The 16,768-nt window shown below is 67.9% G+C and carries 14 protein-coding genes; 11 read left to right on the top strand and 3 right to left on the bottom strand.

Going from position 1 to position 16,768, the window contains the following annotated elements; all coding sequences use genetic code 11:
* Positions 1-104: 104 nt before the first annotated feature.
* The 3 genes from ABMA10_RS16865 to ABMA10_RS16855 are packed head-to-tail and all read left to right on the top strand — an operon-like array spanning position 105 to position 3,060.
* The gene (locus ABMA10_RS16865) at positions 105-548 is read left to right on the top strand and encodes a PH domain-containing protein (RefSeq protein WP_347867998.1); all 444 of its coding nucleotides are present in this window, start codon (positions 105-107) and stop codon (positions 546-548) included.
* Positions 545-2,350: a PH domain-containing protein gene (locus ABMA10_RS16860; RefSeq protein ID WP_347867997.1), complete on the top strand. Its 1,806-nt coding sequence runs from the start codon at positions 545-547 to the stop codon at positions 2,348-2,350. The genes ABMA10_RS16865 and ABMA10_RS16860 overlap by 4 nt, the downstream gene beginning before the upstream one ends.
* Positions 2,347-3,060 (top strand): Rossmann-like and DUF2520 domain-containing protein, encoded by a 714-nt coding sequence (locus ABMA10_RS16855; protein WP_347867996.1) that lies wholly within the window; start codon positions 2,347-2,349, stop codon positions 3,058-3,060. The genes ABMA10_RS16860 and ABMA10_RS16855 overlap by 4 nt, the downstream gene beginning before the upstream one ends.
* Positions 3,061-3,132: 72 nt before the next feature.
* On the opposite strand, the gene ABMA10_RS16850 is transcribed toward ABMA10_RS16855, so the two are convergent.
* Complete coding sequence (locus ABMA10_RS16850) at positions 3,133-3,624, bottom strand: DoxX family protein (RefSeq protein WP_347867995.1); 492 nt, start codon at positions 3,622-3,624, stop codon at positions 3,133-3,135.
* A 234-nt stretch (positions 3,625-3,858) separates the two neighbouring features.
* On the opposite strand from ABMA10_RS16850, the gene lysS reads away from it, so the two are divergent.
* From lysS to ABMA10_RS16825, 5 genes are all read left to right on the top strand, one after another.
* On the top strand, positions 3,859-5,379 hold the full coding sequence (gene lysS, locus ABMA10_RS16845; protein WP_347867994.1) for a lysine--tRNA ligase: 1,521 nt from the start codon (positions 3,859-3,861) through the stop codon (positions 5,377-5,379).
* 40 nt (positions 5,380-5,419) lie between these two features.
* Positions 5,420-5,566, top strand: coding sequence for a hypothetical protein (locus tag ABMA10_RS16840; RefSeq protein ID WP_347867993.1), 147 nt, complete (start codon positions 5,420-5,422; stop codon positions 5,564-5,566).
* Between the two features lie 69 nt (positions 5,567-5,635).
* Complete coding sequence (locus ABMA10_RS16835) at positions 5,636-5,836, top strand: hypothetical protein (protein ID WP_347867992.1); 201 nt, start codon at positions 5,636-5,638, stop codon at positions 5,834-5,836.
* Positions 5,837-5,907: 71 nt separating this feature from the next.
* Complete coding sequence (gene cls / locus ABMA10_RS16830; protein ID WP_347867991.1) at positions 5,908-7,368, top strand: cardiolipin synthase; 1,461 nt, start codon at positions 5,908-5,910, stop codon at positions 7,366-7,368.
* A 51-nt stretch (positions 7,369-7,419) separates the two neighbouring features.
* The gene (locus ABMA10_RS16825) at positions 7,420-7,950 is read left to right on the top strand and encodes a DUF6609 family protein (protein ID WP_347867990.1); all 531 of its coding nucleotides are present in this window, start codon (positions 7,420-7,422) and stop codon (positions 7,948-7,950) included.
* A 485-nt stretch (positions 7,951-8,435) separates the two neighbouring features.
* Here ABMA10_RS16825 and ABMA10_RS16820 read toward each other — a convergent pair whose 3' ends face one another.
* A complete protein-coding gene (locus tag ABMA10_RS16820; RefSeq protein ID WP_347867989.1) occupies positions 8,436-9,281 on the bottom strand; it encodes a hypothetical protein in 846 nt (281 codons plus the stop codon).
* A gap of 389 nt (positions 9,282-9,670) precedes the next feature.
* On the opposite strand from ABMA10_RS16820, the gene ABMA10_RS16815 reads away from it, so the two are divergent.
* The 3 genes from ABMA10_RS16815 (at position 9,671) to ABMA10_RS16805 (ending at position 15,577) form a co-directional block, all read left to right on the top strand.
* Entirely contained in the window at positions 9,671-11,554 is a 1,884-nt protein-coding gene (locus ABMA10_RS16815; protein WP_431030707.1) for an SdrD B-like domain-containing protein, read from the top strand.
* Positions 11,555-11,728: 174 nt separating this feature from the next.
* Positions 11,729-12,865: a hypothetical protein gene (locus ABMA10_RS16810; protein ID WP_431030706.1), complete on the top strand. Its 1,137-nt coding sequence runs from the start codon at positions 11,729-11,731 to the stop codon at positions 12,863-12,865.
* A 183-nt stretch (positions 12,866-13,048) separates the two neighbouring features.
* The gene (locus ABMA10_RS16805) at positions 13,049-15,577 is read left to right on the top strand and encodes an ATP-dependent Clp protease ATP-binding subunit (RefSeq protein WP_347867986.1); all 2,529 of its coding nucleotides are present in this window, start codon (positions 13,049-13,051) and stop codon (positions 15,575-15,577) included.
* A 178-nt stretch (positions 15,578-15,755) separates the two neighbouring features.
* Here the strand turns inward: ABMA10_RS16805 and ABMA10_RS16800 are convergent, their stop codons facing one another.
* Complete coding sequence (locus tag ABMA10_RS16800; protein ID WP_347867985.1) at positions 15,756-16,679, bottom strand: Ppx/GppA family phosphatase; 924 nt, start codon at positions 16,677-16,679, stop codon at positions 15,756-15,758.
* Between the last annotated feature and the right edge of the window lie 89 nt (positions 16,680-16,768).

Below are 16,768 nucleotides of genomic sequence, written 5' to 3'. Positions count from 1 at the left end.
CGTCGTTGCAGGAGCTTCCAACGACACAACTCCCGCCCCAGGAAGGCGAACCAGCAGGACGATCGAGGAAGCGGCTGGACCTGCCTGACGCCGATTGGCGCCGCGTGAGCCGGAAGCTCATCGCCGTCGAGTTCATCTCCGAAGGCGCCATGATCGCCATCGTCACGGCAGCCGCGGTGTTCGCCGCGCTCGTCTGGGAGTGGACCTGGATCTGGTGGCCGTTCGCCGCCTTCGCGCTCGTCGCGATCATCTCGGCCGCGTTCATCCCTCGTCGGATCCGATCGATCGGGTACCAGCTGCGAGCCGACGACCTCCTGTTCCGACGCGGCATCATGTGGCAGCGCTTCGTCGCCGTACCCTACGGTCGGATGCAGCTCGTGGACATCAACCGTGGCCCGCTCTCGCGGGCGTTCGGCCTCGCCGACTTGAAGTTCGTGACCGCGTCCGCGTCGACCGGCGTTGTGATCAACGGCCTTCCCGAAGCCGAGGCCGAGGGTCTCCGGGACCACCTCGTCGCGGTCGCGGAGAGCCGACGGACCGGACTGTGAGCGATCAGCAGCCCGGGCCGCCCGGCGCTCAGCCGCCCCACGTCCCGTCCGAGCCTGTTGCGCCGCAGCGTGCGGTACCGCCGGCGTTCGAGATCCCGGCGGCCGGTCCACGGGCGCAACCGCCGACCGAGGCGATCGTGCCGCGCGTCGCCGGCCAGAGCCTCGTCGACGGCCAGTGGCACCGTCTGCACCCGGCGACACCGCTCCTCCGCGGCGGCATCGCCTTCGTTGCGATCCTCGGCATCGTGATCGCGAACCTGCGTGAACGTCTCATCGAGCTCTTCATCCCGTCACCGGGCATGGAGGCGCCGAGCGACCCCATCGACTACATCCTCAACCACGGGTTCGTCGGCTGGGCGCTGCTCGCCATCGCCGGCGGTCTCATCGTGATCATCGCGATCTTCTGGCTGTCCTGGCGGATGCACACCTTCCGTGTCACCGACGAGGCCGTCGAGGTGCGCAGCGGTGTCCTGTTCCGGACGAACCGCAAGGCGAAGCTCGACCGTATCCAGGGCGTCTCGATCGAGAAGCCGCTGCTGGCGCGGCTGATCGGCGCCTCACGGATCAACGTGAGTGTCGCGGGGCAGGATGCGAACGTCAAGCTCGAATACCTCTTCGCGGTCGACGCGGACGGTCTCCGCCAGGACGTCCTGACGCTCGCCAGCGGCGTCAAACTGGCCGAGCGTCAGCAGGCCGCTCCCGCTGTGAACCCGGGGGATTCGTCGACTGTCGAGCCTGCCGGGCGCGACGCGGGAAGCAATGTCTCGAGATTCGTCACGGACCGCGTGGACGACTTCATCTCACCCGAGCTCGACCCGCAGGCCGCTCCGCCCGAGTCCGTGGTGCGCCTGACGCTCGGCCGCCTGATCGGTTCGACCGTGCTCAGTCCGTTCACCGGGATCGTGCTCGTGTCCGTGATCGCCGGAGTCATCCTGCTCGCGAACGGCATCGACTGGGCGTGGTTCTGGCTCGTCCCGATGGTGTTGAGCCTCGGTGCCTTCCTCTGGTCGAGCGTCACGAAGTCCCTCCGGTACAGCATCGCCGCGACGCCGTCCGGTGTGCGGGTCGGGTTCGGGCTGTTCTCGACGACGAACGACACGATCCCGCCTGGCCGCATCCACGCGATCGAGGTGTCCCAGCCGATCATCTGGCGTCCGTTCGGATGGTGGAAGGTCCGGATCAACAAGGCTGGTCTCTCGCTGGAACAGGCCGCGCGAGGTGCGTCGAACAACACCGTCCTGCCCGTCGGCTCGCTTGTGGACGCCGCCCAGGTCGTCGAGCTGATGCTCTCCGGGCGGATCGACGGGAGTGCGTGGGCGCCGCTGCAATCGGCACTCTCGACGCGCGACGGCATCGGCTTCGTCGGCTCGCCGCGGCGCTCGAAGTGGATCAACTGGTTCTCCTGGCGCCGCACCGGGTATGCGCTCCGGGACGGGTTGCTGCTCTTCCGGCAGGGCGTGATCTGGCGGAAGCTCCACATCCTGCCCCTCGCCCGGCTGCAGAGCATCCGTATCGATCAGGGTCCGCTCCTGCGTGCCCTCGACCTCGCATCGGCGACGGCGCACACCGTCCCGGGCCCGGTGATCGCGAAGCTGCCGGCGATGGCACGCGACGAGTCGGTGCGATTGTTCGACGCGGCATCCGCGGCCATCGTGGTCGCTCAGTCGAGCGACCGCAGTCATCGATGGGCGAGTTTCGACCCTGCGCACTCGCCCTCGTCGGCGCAGGTAACGGCGCCGTACCTCGGGGAGCCCGCTGAACAGGGTTCCGGACCACGAGAGGGTGAGGGGACCATCCGATGAGCGCGGACATGCGCAGCGCCCGTCTCGGCGTCGGCATCATCGGCAGTGGGCGCGTCGGCCCGGTCATCGGTGCGGCCCTCGGCGGCGCCGGGCACGCAATCGTCGGCATCACGGCAGTCTCCGAGGAGAGCCTCGACCGTGCCGGCGCACTGCTGCCGGGGGTCCCGATCCTGGAGACCACCGAGGTCGTGGAACGCAGCGAGCTCGTGGTGATCGCGGTCCCGGACGCCGAGCTCGTGTCGCTCGTCGAGGGCCTCGCCGCCGTCGGCGCCTGGCAGCCCGGCCAGCTGGTCATGCACACGGCTGCACGTTTCGGTGCGTCCGTGCTTGCTCCGGCGGCCCGCGCCGGTGCCATCCCGCTCACGTTGCACCCTGCCATGGTGTTCACGGGGACGAGCCTCGACCTCTCCCGGCTGCACGAGACGTACTGCGCCGTCACCGCGCCGGCGCCCGTGCAGCCGATCGGCCAGGCACTCGTCGTGGAGATGGGTGCTGAGCCCGTCATCGTCGCCGAGCGGGACCGCGAAGCCTACGCCGAAGCCGTCGAGACGGCTGCGAGCTTCTCACGAGCGGTGGTGCAGCAGGCGACGGCACTGCTCTCGGACATCGGCGTGGAGAACCCCGGCGGATTCCTCTCCTCGCTGGTCCGCTCGTCCGTCGACGAGGCGCTCCGAGGCGCCACGACGCCGGATATCGACGAACTCCTGTAATCGTCGCGACGGCGACGACTCCTGCTGCCAGCCGTCCGGCCCGAGCAGCAGGAGTCGTCGTCGGATCGTGCCTCAGCGGCGACGGCGGAAGAGCGTGTCCACGGAGATCCGTCCGGGGCCGGTGAGCGCCAGGGCGAGGGAGACGACCGCGAGGAGCAGCACGAACTCGTACCCGCCGTCAGCGGCGAAGAAGCCCGCCGAGAGGTGCACGAGCAGCAGCGCGACGACCATGTTGATCGCGGAGAGCACTGCGACGACGCGCGTTCCGAGTCCGATGATGAGCAGCGCGCCCCCGAGGAGTTCGACCGCGACGACGACGATCGCGGCGGCTTCGGGAGCCGGGATGCCCATCCCACCGAAGCCGGCGGCGACGCCCGGGATGCCGTCGACGAGGACCTTCTGGAGGCCGTGGGCGATGAGGATCACTCCGAGGACGAGGCGGAGCAGCAGGAGACCCGTGTTCAGCCCGGCCGCGCGGATCGGTGAGGCGGGGGAGACCGGCGCCGGTGGGACCGTCACGGGCTCGCGGGTCTCTGTGTGCTGGTGGTCGGTGAGTGTCGTCATGACGAGCCTTTCGAGTTCGTTTCTGGCGTCGGTGCACCCGATCGAGCGCTGCCGGTCTTCGAGCCAAGCACGCCCGCCTGGTGCGGCGGTGTCCTCCGAATGGTTCTTCCCAGGCCCTTTGCAGGTGGTTGAAAGCCCACCCATATGTTCCGTCGCCGGTGGGGTGGCGCACCGTCCCCGGGCAGCCGCGGTCCCCGGTAAACTCCAGTGACCGCACGAGGAGAATCGCACCGCATGACTGACACGACGCCAGAGCCGATCGACGACGCAGCAGAACAGGCAGAACTTTCTGAACAGAAGGCCGTCCGTCTGGCCAAGCGTCAGCGCCTCATCGACGAAGCTCAGAGCGGCGCCGGCGGTGCGTACCCCGTCACGCTCCCCATCACCGACACCATCCCCGCCGTCCGTGCCCGCTTCGGTGAGCTTCAGGCGGACGAGGCCACCGGTGTCACGGTCGGCCTCGCCGGTCGTGTCGTGCACCTGCGCAACACCGGCAAGCTGTGCTTCGCGAGCCTGCAGTCCGGCGACGGCAGTCGCATCCAGGCGATGGTGAGCCTCGCGAACGTCGGCGAGGAACAGCTCGTCGCGTGGAAGGAGCTCGTCGACCTCGGTGACCACCTGTTCGTCTCCGGTGAGGTCATCTCGAGCCGTCGCGGCGAACTGTCGATCATGGTGGCCGAGTGGACGATCGCAGCCAAGGCGATCCAGCCGCTGCCGAACCTCCACAACGAGCTGAGCGAGGAGACGCGCGTCCGCAGCCGCTACCTCGACCTCATCGCGCGGGACCAGGCACGCAAGAACGTCCTCGACCGCGCGAAGACGGTCGCGAGCCTGCGCCAGACGTTCACCGAGCGCGACTTCGTCGAGGTCGAGACGCCGATGCTCCAGGTCATGCACGGCGGCGCCTCGGCCCGTCCGTTCGTCACCCACTCCAATGCGTTCGACACCGAGCTGTACCTGCGTATCGCGCCGGAGCTGTACCTCAAGCGTGCGGTCGTCGGTGGCATCGACCACGTCTACGAGATCAACCGCAACTTCCGCAACGAGGGCGCGGACTCCACGCACAGCCCCGAGTTCGCGATGCTCGAGGCCTACGAGGCATATGGCGACTACGGCACGATGGCCGACCTCACGCAGACGCTGATCCAGAACGCCGCGCTCGCCACGAGCGGCAGCCACGTCGTCACCTGGGCCGACGGCACGGAGTTCGATCTCGGTGGCGATTGGGATCGCATCTCGATGTTCGAGAGCCTGTCCGCCGCCGCCGGCATGCAGATCACGCCGCAGACGCCGATCGAGGACCTCAAGGCGCTCGCCGACCAGGAGGGCGTCGAGGTCCCGCACCCCATCCACGGCAAGTACGTCGAGGAGTTGTGGGAGCACTTCGTGAAGGGCGACCTCGTGCGCCCGACCTTCGTGATGGACTTCCCGGTCGACACGAGCCCGCTCGTCCGTGCGCACCGCTCGATGGAGGGTGCCGTCGAGAAGTGGGACCTCTACGTCCGTGGTTTCGAGCTGGCGACCGGCTACTCCGAGCTCGTGGACCCGGTCGTCCAGCGCGAGCGCTTCGTCGAGCAGGCGAAGCTCGCAGCCGACGGCGACGTCGAGGCGATGCGCCTCGACGAGGAGTTCCTCCGAGCGCTCGAATTCGGTATGCCACCGTCCGGCGGCATGGGCATGGGCATCGACCGCCTGCTCATGGCCCTCACCGGTCTCGGCATCCGCGAGACGATCCTCTTCCCCCTGGTCAAGTAGCCGATCCCGGCAACAAGACCACGAACAGTCAGGCGCGACGATGAGCATGATGGACCCGGGCGACCACCAGGACCCGCAGAAGAAGGGGCCGTCGACGACCCGCATCACGATCTGGATCGTCGTGAGCGCCGTCGGGCTGTACTTCGTGATCAGCGGGCTGTGGGGTGCACTGCACGCAGGGTCCTGAGCGTGGCCGCCCGGTCGCCGAGCTTGTCGAGGTGCCCACCACCTGGGTGCCCGGGGTACGATTGACCTCATGATCGAGGACTACTGGCTCAATGCGCTCTGGTCGCTGCTGCCCACCGTGGTCGTCGGCGCGATCTTCTGGATCGTCATGCGCGCCATCCTCCGATCGGATCGCAACGAGCGTGCCACCTACGCGAAGATCGAGGCCGAGGAGCGAGCCCGTCTCGGACTTCCCGCCGCGGTGGAGTCCGCTTCCTCGCGCGAGGCCTGAACGGCCAGGTTCGCGGCGCCGTCGCCCCGGGTCACTAGGCTGGGGACCTGGCATCTGAGCGGACGGGCGACATGACGATCGAGTTCTCGTGGAACTGGCTGGGCATCACGGCGCTCGTCATCGACTTCATCATCCGTGTCATCGCCGTGATCGTCGTTCCGAGAAACCGTCGGCCCACGGCCGGCATGGCCTGGTTGCTCGCGATCTTCCTCATCCCGTACGTGGGTGTGTTGGCATTCCTGCTCATCGGCAACCCGAAGCTGCCGCGGAAGCGCCGCAAGAAGCAGTACGACATCAACGTCTACATCCGCCAGACCACTCGTGACCTCGTCAAAGCGAATCTGACGTCGAACGCGCCGGCCTGGTTCCGGTCCGTCGTGACGCTCAACCGCAACCTCGGCTCGATGCCGTTACAAGGCGGCAACGCGGCCCACCTGATCGGCGACTACACGGGTTCGCTCACGGCGATGGCCGACGACATCGATCGGGCGACGACCTTCGTGCACGTCGAGTTCTACATCCTCACCTGCGACCAGACGACGAAGCCGTTCTTCGATGCGCTGGAGCGGGCCGTCGAACGCGGCGTCACCGTCCGCGTCCTGCTCGACCACTTCGCCAGCTGGCGGACCCCCGACTACAAGCACACCCTGAAGCGCCTCACCGACATGGGGGCCCATTGGGCCCTGATGCTGCCGTTGCAGCCGCTCAAGGGCAAGTTCCAGCGACCAGACCTGCGGAACCACCGCAAGATGCTCATCGTCGACGGCAGTGTCGCGCACATGGGCTCGCAGAACGTCATCGACCGGAGCTACAACAAGCCGGCGAACGTCAAGCGCGGGCTGCAGTGGCAGGAGCTCATGACGCGGGTGGAGGGGCCGGGTGTCGCGGGCATCAACACCATCTTCCTGAGCGACTGGTACAGCGAGACCGGCGAGGTGCTCGGCCAGGAGGTGGGTCTGCTCGAGGCCCTCCCCGTCGGTGATCTCGAACTCCAGGTCGTGCCGAGCGGGCCCGGTTTCGACGGCGACAACAACCTCAAACTCTTCCTGGCCCTCATCTACTCCGCGCAGCGACGCGTCGTCATCACGAGTCCGTACTTCGTGCCGGACGAGTCACTGCTCGCGGCCGTGACCACCGCTGTGCAGCGAGGTGTCCCGGTCGATCTCTTCGTCTCCGAGATCGGTGACCAGGCGATGGTCTGGCACGCGCAGCGTTCGTACTACGAGGCGCTCCTGCGCGCCGGAGTGCGGATCTTCCAGTACCCGGCGCCGTACATCCTGCACGCCAAGCACTTCACGATCGATGACGACGTCGCCGTGATCGGTTCGAGCAACATGGACATGCGCTCCTTCGGCCTGAACCTGGAGGTCTCGCTCATGGTGCGTGGGCGCGAGTTCGTCAGGGAGATGCGGGCCGTCGAAGACGGCTACCGCGACATCAGCAAGGAGCTGACCCTTGCCGAGTGGTTGAAGCAGCCACTCAAGTCCACTGTCCTGGACAACCTGGCGCGCCTCACCTCCGCCCTGCAGTAGCACCCTGAGGTGCGGGGTCGACGCCGTCGACGACGACTGCCACCATGGGGCATGGAACTCTTCGCGAGGATGCCCGAGCTCTTCCCCCTGATGCGTGGCGGTGGTGCGTTCCTCGTGCTCATCGGCCTGGGCATCATCGGTGGTTCCCTCACACGGCAGCGCCGCACCAGGCTCGTCTGGCTGATCGTCGGGGCAGCCCTCGGCGTCGTCATGATGGCGGTCGGTGGAGCGACGAAGACGATCTTCGCCGGGTTGCCGCAACCGGCCGTATGGCAGTGGATCGTGCTCGGTGCCGCCTTCCTCGTCGAGATGGGGCTCGTCAACGTGGTGCTGCGCAAGGTGCCCGACTGGAACTCCCGCGACTTCTGGCTCTGGATCCTGTTCATCGTCGGTGCACACTTCCTCATCCTCGGGCCGAGCCACGGTCCGGTGTGCTTCCTGCTCGCCGTCGCGTGCATGGCGAACGCCGGCGTCGGCCTTCGGCTGCGCAGCACCGACGTGCGCGTGTTCTGGGCCATCGACGGCCTGCTGAAGATCGTCGGTGGAGTCCTCATGGTCGTGTTGAGCTTCGCTCTCGCCTGAACTCCGGCGGCACGATACCGGAGAACGGCAGAGTGCCGACGGGGAACTCGGTTCGTCATAAATATATAAGTGGTACACCCAACATGCTAGGAGCTTGTATGTTTTAACACGAATCCTCCCCCTCCTGACAGACGGAGTCTCGTGAACACAGTTCTCTCCGGCAAGACGTTCCTCGTCTTGTCGCTCGCAGCCGCCCTCGGCGGCGGTGCATTACCGGCTTCCGCGGCCGCCCCTGATGCCCTCACCCCGGACGCCCTCGGCATGAGGACCTCGGTCCAGAAGACCGTGACCGGCAGCGTTCCCTTCGACAGCTCGGGAGGGCCCGGGTTCGACACCTCTCCCGACGACTCGGTCGTCCGCTCCCATGATTCCGTCACCTATACGGTCGAGCTCCAGCTGAGCGGTGCGGCCACCGACAGCCGGGTCGTCATCAGGCAGGTGCTCCCGGAAGGTCTGCAGTGGCCCCCCGTCGCCCAGCTCCCCGGCTACTGCACCGCCGGGTCGACCGTGAGTGACGACCGCTCGGTGGTCGAGTGCGTCCGCACCAACGTCCTCCCGAACTCGGTGAGCGCCGTGGACCTCACGGCGCTGCTCGTCGCCGCGCCGCCGCACGGCACGGTGATCACCTCGCCGCGCGATGGGATCACGGCGGTGGCGTCCGACCCGTCCGGCGGCTCCGAGATCGTCGCGAACACCACCGCGCCCAACGTCGTCGTGAGTAGCACGCCGCGGGTCAACGTCGGCGTCAAGCGTGGGCCGATCGTGACGGGCGTGACGGAACAGGACGGCACTCCCGGCTGGTACATCGCGCACGACGCGTACCTCTCGGTCACCGGTTTCAGCACCGACGCGGGTCGCGGTACGCGAGGAGCCGGGAACGTCGCCGAGGACGTCACCTTCCAGATCGATCTCGGCGGGTACCCTGCGGGCGCCCGACTGGCCACTGTCAACCCCGAGAGCGCTCCCGTCCCGCAGAGCTGCCTCGTGGGTGCCTTCGACACCGGAACGTTCCCGCGTTCGAACGGCGGGGGTGCCGGCGGTGTGACCGATTCGGGGTCCTGGAGCTGCGTGACGTCGGCCGACGGGCGCATCGTCAGCGTGAGGGTCCGCGGTGCCGATCTGAGCGGAGACCACATTCCCACCGTCTCCGTGTCGGGGTCGTCCATCACGACGGAGGGGTACCTCGCGATCGGCCGGTTCGGCGTCTTCGTACCCGACGCCGAGGTGCCGGCGAACGGTTCGCTGCCGGTGTCGCTCGACCTGACGGCGCTCCACGTCGTCGGAGTGGACGCCGACGGGGCGCCGCTCGCCAACGCCCCGGAGCCGCTCACGGACAACCGCGCCACCGCGACGCTCGCGCAGCGCACCGGTGCCGGCTCGCACACCTCCCGCTATCTGGACCGTCGGACCGACAACCAGCTCGTTCCCGGGCAGAGCACCCTCGGCTCAGGCGACGGCCCGGTGGCGGGCGGCCAGCTGTTCGAGCAGAGCGTCACCTGGAGCAACACGAACACGGTGCCTCTGACCGGTGCCATCATGTGCGCGGTGTTCGACCCCAAGATGCAGCGCATGGCGCAGCGTCCGTCGGGAGGAGCGCCCGTCGAGACCAACAGCCCCGGCGGCGCGGTCATCGTCGAGTACGGCACGACGCCGAGCGTCGACCCCACTGCGGACGACGTGACCCGGTACGGCCAGATGGACGCGACCACGTGCGACGACGGTGACGACACCTGGGTCGAAGACCCGTCCACCGTCCACCGTCGGCCTCGACAACGTCACCAAGGTGCGAGTTCGCCCCGTGAACGACCAGCTGCCGGCCCGCGCCGGGATCAGCCTCTGGGCACAGTTGCAGGCGAAGGAGGGCATCGAGGTCGGCGCTCCCATCACCCAGACCTACAGCATCAAGTCCTCGGGCAACGGTCCGGATCGTGCGTCGTCGACCGAGTGGGTCGAGTCCGGCTGGTGGCACGGTGTCTATCGGGCGGCTGCAGGCAACAACGCCTTCCCTCGCGGCGATCAGCTGATCGCCTCAACGGCAGCTGTCTCGGTCGCGAAGCGTGCCGTCTCGCCGGCGACCGAGCCGGGCGCCCCGACGCCCATCGCCGCCGGGTCGGAGATCGGCTTCGAGCTGCGTCCGCAGATCCTCACGCCGGACGCCGCCGCGAACGCTGCAGCGGGCGTGGTCGTCACCGATTTCCTCCCCGCCGGCTTCACGTTCGACGCCGAGTCGGCCACGCCGGAGGCTGCGACGGTCGAGATGCAGGCCGACGGCAGCACGCTCATCGAGTGGCAGCTCGGCACGGTCCGGCGCGGCGCCGAACCGGTCATCGCGTACCGCGCATCGGCGAGCCCGTTCACCGTGGGGCAGTTCCTCAACCGCGTGATTGTCTCGAGCCCCGACGACCCGACCTCGCTCACGGCCTTCCCCGAGGAGCAGGAACACCAGAACGCCCACTACGCCTATCAGACCATCCTCGTGTCGAGCCCGTCAGGCCTGCAGCTCGACAAGACGGTCGATCGTCCGGTGGTCGAAGCGGGCGATCCGGTCGGGTACCACGTCAGCTTCGCGAACATGAGTGCCGAGCAGCTGCAACACGACGTCCGTCTCATCGATGTGCTGCCGTTCCCGGGTGACGCTCGGGGCTCGACCGCGCAGGGTGCACTCGCCGGTGCACCGGCGAGCGAGGCGGTCCTCCGCTACACCGCTGCACCAGGCTCCGAGGTGTCGGAGCATGTGAGTGCCGATGAGACGAGCGACTTCGGGCAGCTGCCCGAGGGCTTCGACTGGTGCGCCTCCGACGCATTCGGGAGCGTCGGCTGCCCGGAGTCGTTCGGAGACGTGACCGCGATCGAGGCGACGGTCGGAGAACTCCCACCCTTCAGCCCGGTCTCCATCGACTACGAGCTGGTGACGGATCAGTCCGCAGCCGATGCCCGCTTCGTGAACGATGCGGTCATCCACTCGGCCACGCAGGCCCTCGGCGCACGCTCGCCAGTCGTCGCCGCGCAGCTCGTGAGTTCGGCGATCGGCGAGCGTGTCTGGTGGGATCTCGACGGGAACGGCCTCGACGACGACGGACCCGACGGCACTCGGGGTACCGGTGTGGAGCGCGTCGAGCTGGAGCTCTCCGGCACGGACAAGCACGGCACCGCGGTGACCCGCAGCACGACGACCGACGCCGACGGCCGATACGAGTTCGCCCGCCTCATCTCTGGTGACTACCAGATCGACGTCCGCCCGCCTGACGGTATGCGCGCACAACCGACGGTCCAGGGGGTCGGCGACGACCCGCTGATGAACTCCGCGATCGACCCCGAGAGCATGGCGATGTCGGGGATCGTGATCGAGGACCCGTCCCCGACAGCTGCCGACGGACAGGACCTGCGCTGGAACGGTGGCCTGGTTCCGAGCGAACCTGACGAGGTCCCCGGTCCTGGATCACCGGGCGAGCCGGAGGCCTCGACCGGCCACGGCGGGTCGGGAGCCCTGGCCGTGACCGGTGCTGGCTTCGTCACCGGTGCGCTGCTCCTCGGCGCGCTCCTCGTCCTCGCCGGTCTGCTCGCCGTGTCCCTTCGACGGACACGTCGGCTGATCGGGTCGTGAGCCGAGCCGGGCGGCGGGGGTATCTCTCCGCCGTCCGGCAGCCGCTCCGAATGTCCCCAGAATCGTCCACAGACGCACCCGAGGGCCGTCCCTATACTGGGGGCAAGTCAGGCCCACGACGGCGTCGCCTGCTCCTGGTCGATGCTTCGCCTGACGCGATCGAAGGAGGCATCTGTGCACCACACCGATATTCCGACCCGCTCCGACATCGTCGAGCTCGCCACCGCTCGAGAACCCTGGAGTGTGTCGATCACCCTCGCGACCAGCACGAACCCCTCGGATACGAGCCATATCCGTCTCGATCTGAAGAACCAGGTGAAGCTGGCGGTCGAGCAGCTGACGGCCGCGGGAGCAGACCGGACCGTCGTCGCCGACTTCACCGCTGCGGTGGACGGGCTCCTGGAGGATCCGGACTTCCTCCGATACCTGTCGTCGAGTCTTGCGATCTTCATCAGTCCGAGCCTCACCCGCTACTTCCGGGTGCCGAACCTCCTGCAGTCGTGCACGGAGGTGTCGGACCGCTTCTACATCAAGCCGCTCATGCGGGCAGTCACCTTCCCGCAGTCGGCGTACGTGCTCGCTCTCGCGCAGAGCGGGGTCCGGCTCGTCGCCGTCTCCCGCGACCTGCCAGCGACGAGCATCGAACTCGAGGGCGTCCCGGCCGACGTCGCAGAAGCCGCAGGCGTGGACTCGATCCGCGGGCGTGGCTCCGACGGACGGAGCCCGCAGGGGCGCATCCAGGGCTCTGAAGGACAGAAGGTGCGCATGCAGGAGTATGCGCAGGCGATCAACAAGGCACTCGCCCCTGTGCTCGCCGCATCGAAGGAGCCGCTCATCCTCGCTGGTGCTGAGCCCATGACGGGGATCTTCCGTTCGGTGTCGAGCTACAAGCACCTCGTGAAGCCGGAGATCGAGGGCAACCAGCAGGAGCGCTCCGACGAGCGGCTCGCAGCCGCAGCCCGTCCCATCCTCGACGAGCTGTACGCGGCTGAGCTGCGCGCGCTCTGCGAGGAGTTCGGGACGAGCGCGTCGAACGGGCGGGCGGTCACCGATCTCGGGGACGTCGCCAGAGCTGCCACCGCGAAGGCGGTCGACACCCTGTTCGTCGACATCGACCGGAACGTGCCGGGGACCGTGGACGAGGAGAGCGGCGTCGTCACCCTCTCCGATGATGCTGACGCATCGAACTACGGCGTCATCGACGAGATCCTGCGCCGGGCGCTCCTGTCCGACGCCCGGATCCTCGCAGTCCGAGCCGCAGACGTGCCGGGCGGTGGCGCGCTCGCCGCGACCGTCCGCTTCCCCGTCTGAGCCGGAGCACCCTTACGGCGATCCGTCGCCACCCGCAGCGCACGTGCCGACGGCACGTGCGCTGCGGCGTTCCCGGCCTTCCGGCATCACGCCCACGGCGAACAGGGGCCACGAGTGCTTCAGCGGTCGTTATTCTCGACGTAACGGCATCACCACCCTGCCCGGTGCCGGAGGAGAGTGATCATGTTCGAGAGATTCACCGACCGTGCGCGTCGTGTCGTCGTCCTGGCCCAGGAAGAGGCCAAGATGCTCAACCACAACTACATCGGGACCGAGCACATCCTGCTCGGCCTCATCCACGAGGGAGAAGGAGTCGCCGCCAAGGCGCTCGAATCCCTCGGGATCTCCCTCGATGCCGTGCGCGAGCAGGTCACCGACATCATCGGCACCGGCCAGCAGCAGCCGACGGGACACATCCCGTTCACGCCGCGCGCCAAGAAGGTGCTGGAACTGAGCCTGCGCGAAGCGCTGCAGCTCGGCCACAACTACATCGGCACGGAGCACATCCTGCTCGGCCTGATCCGCGAGGGCGAGGGCGTCGCAGCCCAGGTCCTCGTGAAGCTCGGCGCCGACCTCAACCGGGTGCGCCAGCAGGTCATCCAGCTGCTGTCCGGATACCAGGGCAAGGAAGCCGCCCCGGTGGGCGGCAACCAGAGCGAGCAGCAGGCGCAGGGCGGATCCCAGATCCTCGACCAGTTCGGTCGCAACCTGACGCAGGCCGCGCGCGACAACAAGCTCGACCCGGTCATCGGTCGCGACAAGGAGATGGAGCGGGTCATGCAGATCCTCTCCCGCCGCTCGAAGAACAACCCGGTCCTGATCGGTGAGCCCGGCGTCGGCAAGACGGCCGTCGTCGAGGGCCTCGCCCAGGCGATCGTCAAGGGCGATGTCCCGGAGACGCTGAAAGACAAGCAGCTCTACTCGCTCGACCTCGGCTCGCTCATCGCCGGAAGCCGCTACCGCGGTGACTTCGAGGAGCGCCTGAAGAAGGTCACGAAGGAGATCCGCACCCGCGGCGACATCATCGTCTTCATCGACGAGATCCACACCCTCGTGGGTGCCGGTGCCGCAGAGGGCGCGATCGACGCCGCCTCCATCCTCAAGCCGCTGCTCGCACGCGGTGAGCTCCAGACCATCGGTGCCACCACGCTCGACGAGTACCGCAAGCACTTCGAGAAGGACGCAGCGCTCGAACGCCGCTTCCAGCCGATCCAGGTCATGGAGCCGTCGCTGCCCCACACCATCAACATCCTCAAGGGCCTGCGCGACCGCTACGAGGCGCACCACAAGGTGTCCATCACCGACGGTGCGCTCGTCTCGGCGGCGAACCTCGCCGACCGGTACATCTCCGACCGCTTCCTCCCGGACAAGGCCATCGACCTGATCGATGAGGCCGGCGCCCGCCTGCGACTGTCGATCCTCTCCAGCCCTCCGGAGCTGCGCGAGTTCGACGACAAGATCGCCGGCGTCCGTGAAGCCAAGGAGACGGCGATCGAGGAGCAGGACTTCGAGAAGGCAGCCTCCCTGCGCGATGAGGAGAAGAACCTCCTCGGCGAGCGTCTCCGTCTGGAGAAGCAGTGGAGGAGTGGCGACGTCAAGACCACCGCTGAGGTCGACGAGGGCCTGATCGCCGAGGTGCTCGCGCAGGCCACCGGCATCCCCGTCTTCAAGCTCACCGAAGAAGAGTCCTCGCGACTCGTCTTCATGGAGAAGGCACTGCACCAGCGGGTCATCGGTCAGGAGGAGGCCATCTCGGCACTCTCCAAGACCATCCGCCGCACGCGTGCCGGCTTGAAGGATCCGAAGCGTCCTTCCGGTTCGTTCATCTTCGCCGGCCCCACGGGTGTCGGAAAGACCGAGCTGGCCAAGGCGCTCGCAGAGTTCCTCTTCGACGACGAGGGCGCGCTGATCTCCCTCGACATGTCGGAATACGGCGAGAAGCACACGGTCTCGCGACTGTTCGGTGCACCTCCCGGGTTCGTCGGCTTCGAAGAGGGTGGCCAGCTCACCGAGAAGGTCCGCCGCAAGCCCTTCAGCGTCGTCCTCTTCGACGAGATCGAGAAGGCTCACCCCGACATCTTCAACTCGCTCCTCCAGATCCTGGAGGAGGGACGCCTGACGGATGGCCAGGGTCGTGTGGTCGACTTCAAGAACACCGTCATCATCATGACCACCAACCTGGGTGCTCGTGACATCGCCGGTGGTCCGGTCGGCTTCCAGATCGAGGGCAACGCCTCGACCGGGTACGACATCATGCGCGGCAAGGTGAACGAGGAGCTGAAGAAGCACTTCAAGCCCGAGTTCCTGAACCGTGTCGACGACATCATCGTGTTCCCGCAGCTGTCGAAGCCGGAGCTCCTGCAGATCGTGGACCTGTTCACGAAGCGCCTCGCGGAGCGTCTGCTCGACCGCGACATGACGATCGAGCTCACGCTGCCCGCGAAGGAGCGTCTCATCGAGGTCGGGTTCGATCCGACCCTCGGTGCACGTCCGCTGCGTCGTGCGATGCAGCGCGAGGTGGAAGACCAGCTCAGCGAGCAGATCCTCCACGGCGAGCTGAACGCGGGCGACCATGTCCACGTCGACTTCCTCGACGGTGCGTTCAAGTTCACGACCTCGTCTCGTGGCGAGTCCGTCGGTGCGGGCGTCAACGCGCAGGCGTCGCTCGGTACGGGTTCCGCGACGCCGGACCTCGCGATCACCGCAGACTAGTCAGACCACGTCGGCCCTTCGACAAGCTCAGGGAGCGCTCCTCGCTCCCCAGGTTTGTCGGAGGGCTTTCGTGCGCCCGGGCGTCGCCCGAGTGCCCTCCGGTCCCCGAGCGTGCTCCTGCCCCGAGCTTGTCGCCGCTCCCCGAGCGCGGCGCCGGTCCCCGAGCTTGTCGAGGGGCTCAGGCGAGGCGGTCGAGGTAGCGCAGGATGATGCCCTCGCGGAGCGCCCACGGGGAGACGTCGAGTTCACGGACGCGGAACGCAGCCATCGCCTCGGACAGCACGATGCCGCCGGCGACGATCTGGAACGTCCGATCCGCGGTGATCCCGGGGAGCGCCGGTCTCGCGTCGGCGGGGATGCGCGCGAGTCTCGGAATCCAGTCGTCGAGTTGGCTGCGGCGAAGGAGCGACCGTTCCGTGCCGCCGATGCCGTCGGCGACCGATCCGGCCAGGCGGGCGAGGGATCGGATCGTCTTGGACGACCCGACGATGTGGTGGGCTTCCGGCTCGTCCGCGAACGCCGGCAGAGCGTCCGCCAGGACCTGGCGGGCGTGCAGACGGAGTGCCTCCTGCTGTTCGGCCGTCGGCGGGTCGTCGTGGAGGAACCCGACGGTGGAGCGTCCGGCGCCGAGGGGGAGCGAGATCGCGACGTCGGGGTATTCGTCGCCGCCGGCCGCGATCTCCAGCGAGCCGCCGATGTCGAGCAGGAGCATCTCGCCCGCCGACCAGCCGTACCAGCGGCGGACCGCGAGGAAGGTGAGCTTCGCCTCGTCGTCGCCTGACAGGACCTGGAGGGCGATACCCGTGTGTTCCTCGATCAGCGTCAGCACCTCCGGGCCGTTGGTCGCCTCGCGGATCGCCGAGGTCGCCATCGACAGCAGCTCGTCGAGGCCGCTGTCGCGGGCGATCGCGGCCGCCGCACCGATCGAGTCGAGGATGACCGCGACGCCTTCCTCACTGATCGACCCGTCGGGCGTGAGGTACCGCATGAGTCGCAGCACGGACTTGTGCGAGGACATCGGGATGGGGCGAGCGCCCGGGTGTGCGTCGACGATGAGGAGGTGGACGGTGTTCGATCCCACGTCGAGGACTCCGAGGCGCATGCGCTCACAGTACCGCCTCGGTGCTGCTGCCAGCGCACCGCGCTGGACCGAGCGCACCCCATTGGCGCGAGGGCGGGTCCCCGGAGAGT

It is taken from the genome of Plantibacter sp. RU18 (assembly GCF_050613355.1).
Classification (GTDB): Bacteria; Actinomycetota; Actinomycetes; order Actinomycetales; family Microbacteriaceae; genus Plantibacter.
This window is presented reverse-complemented; position numbering and strand designations above follow the sequence as displayed.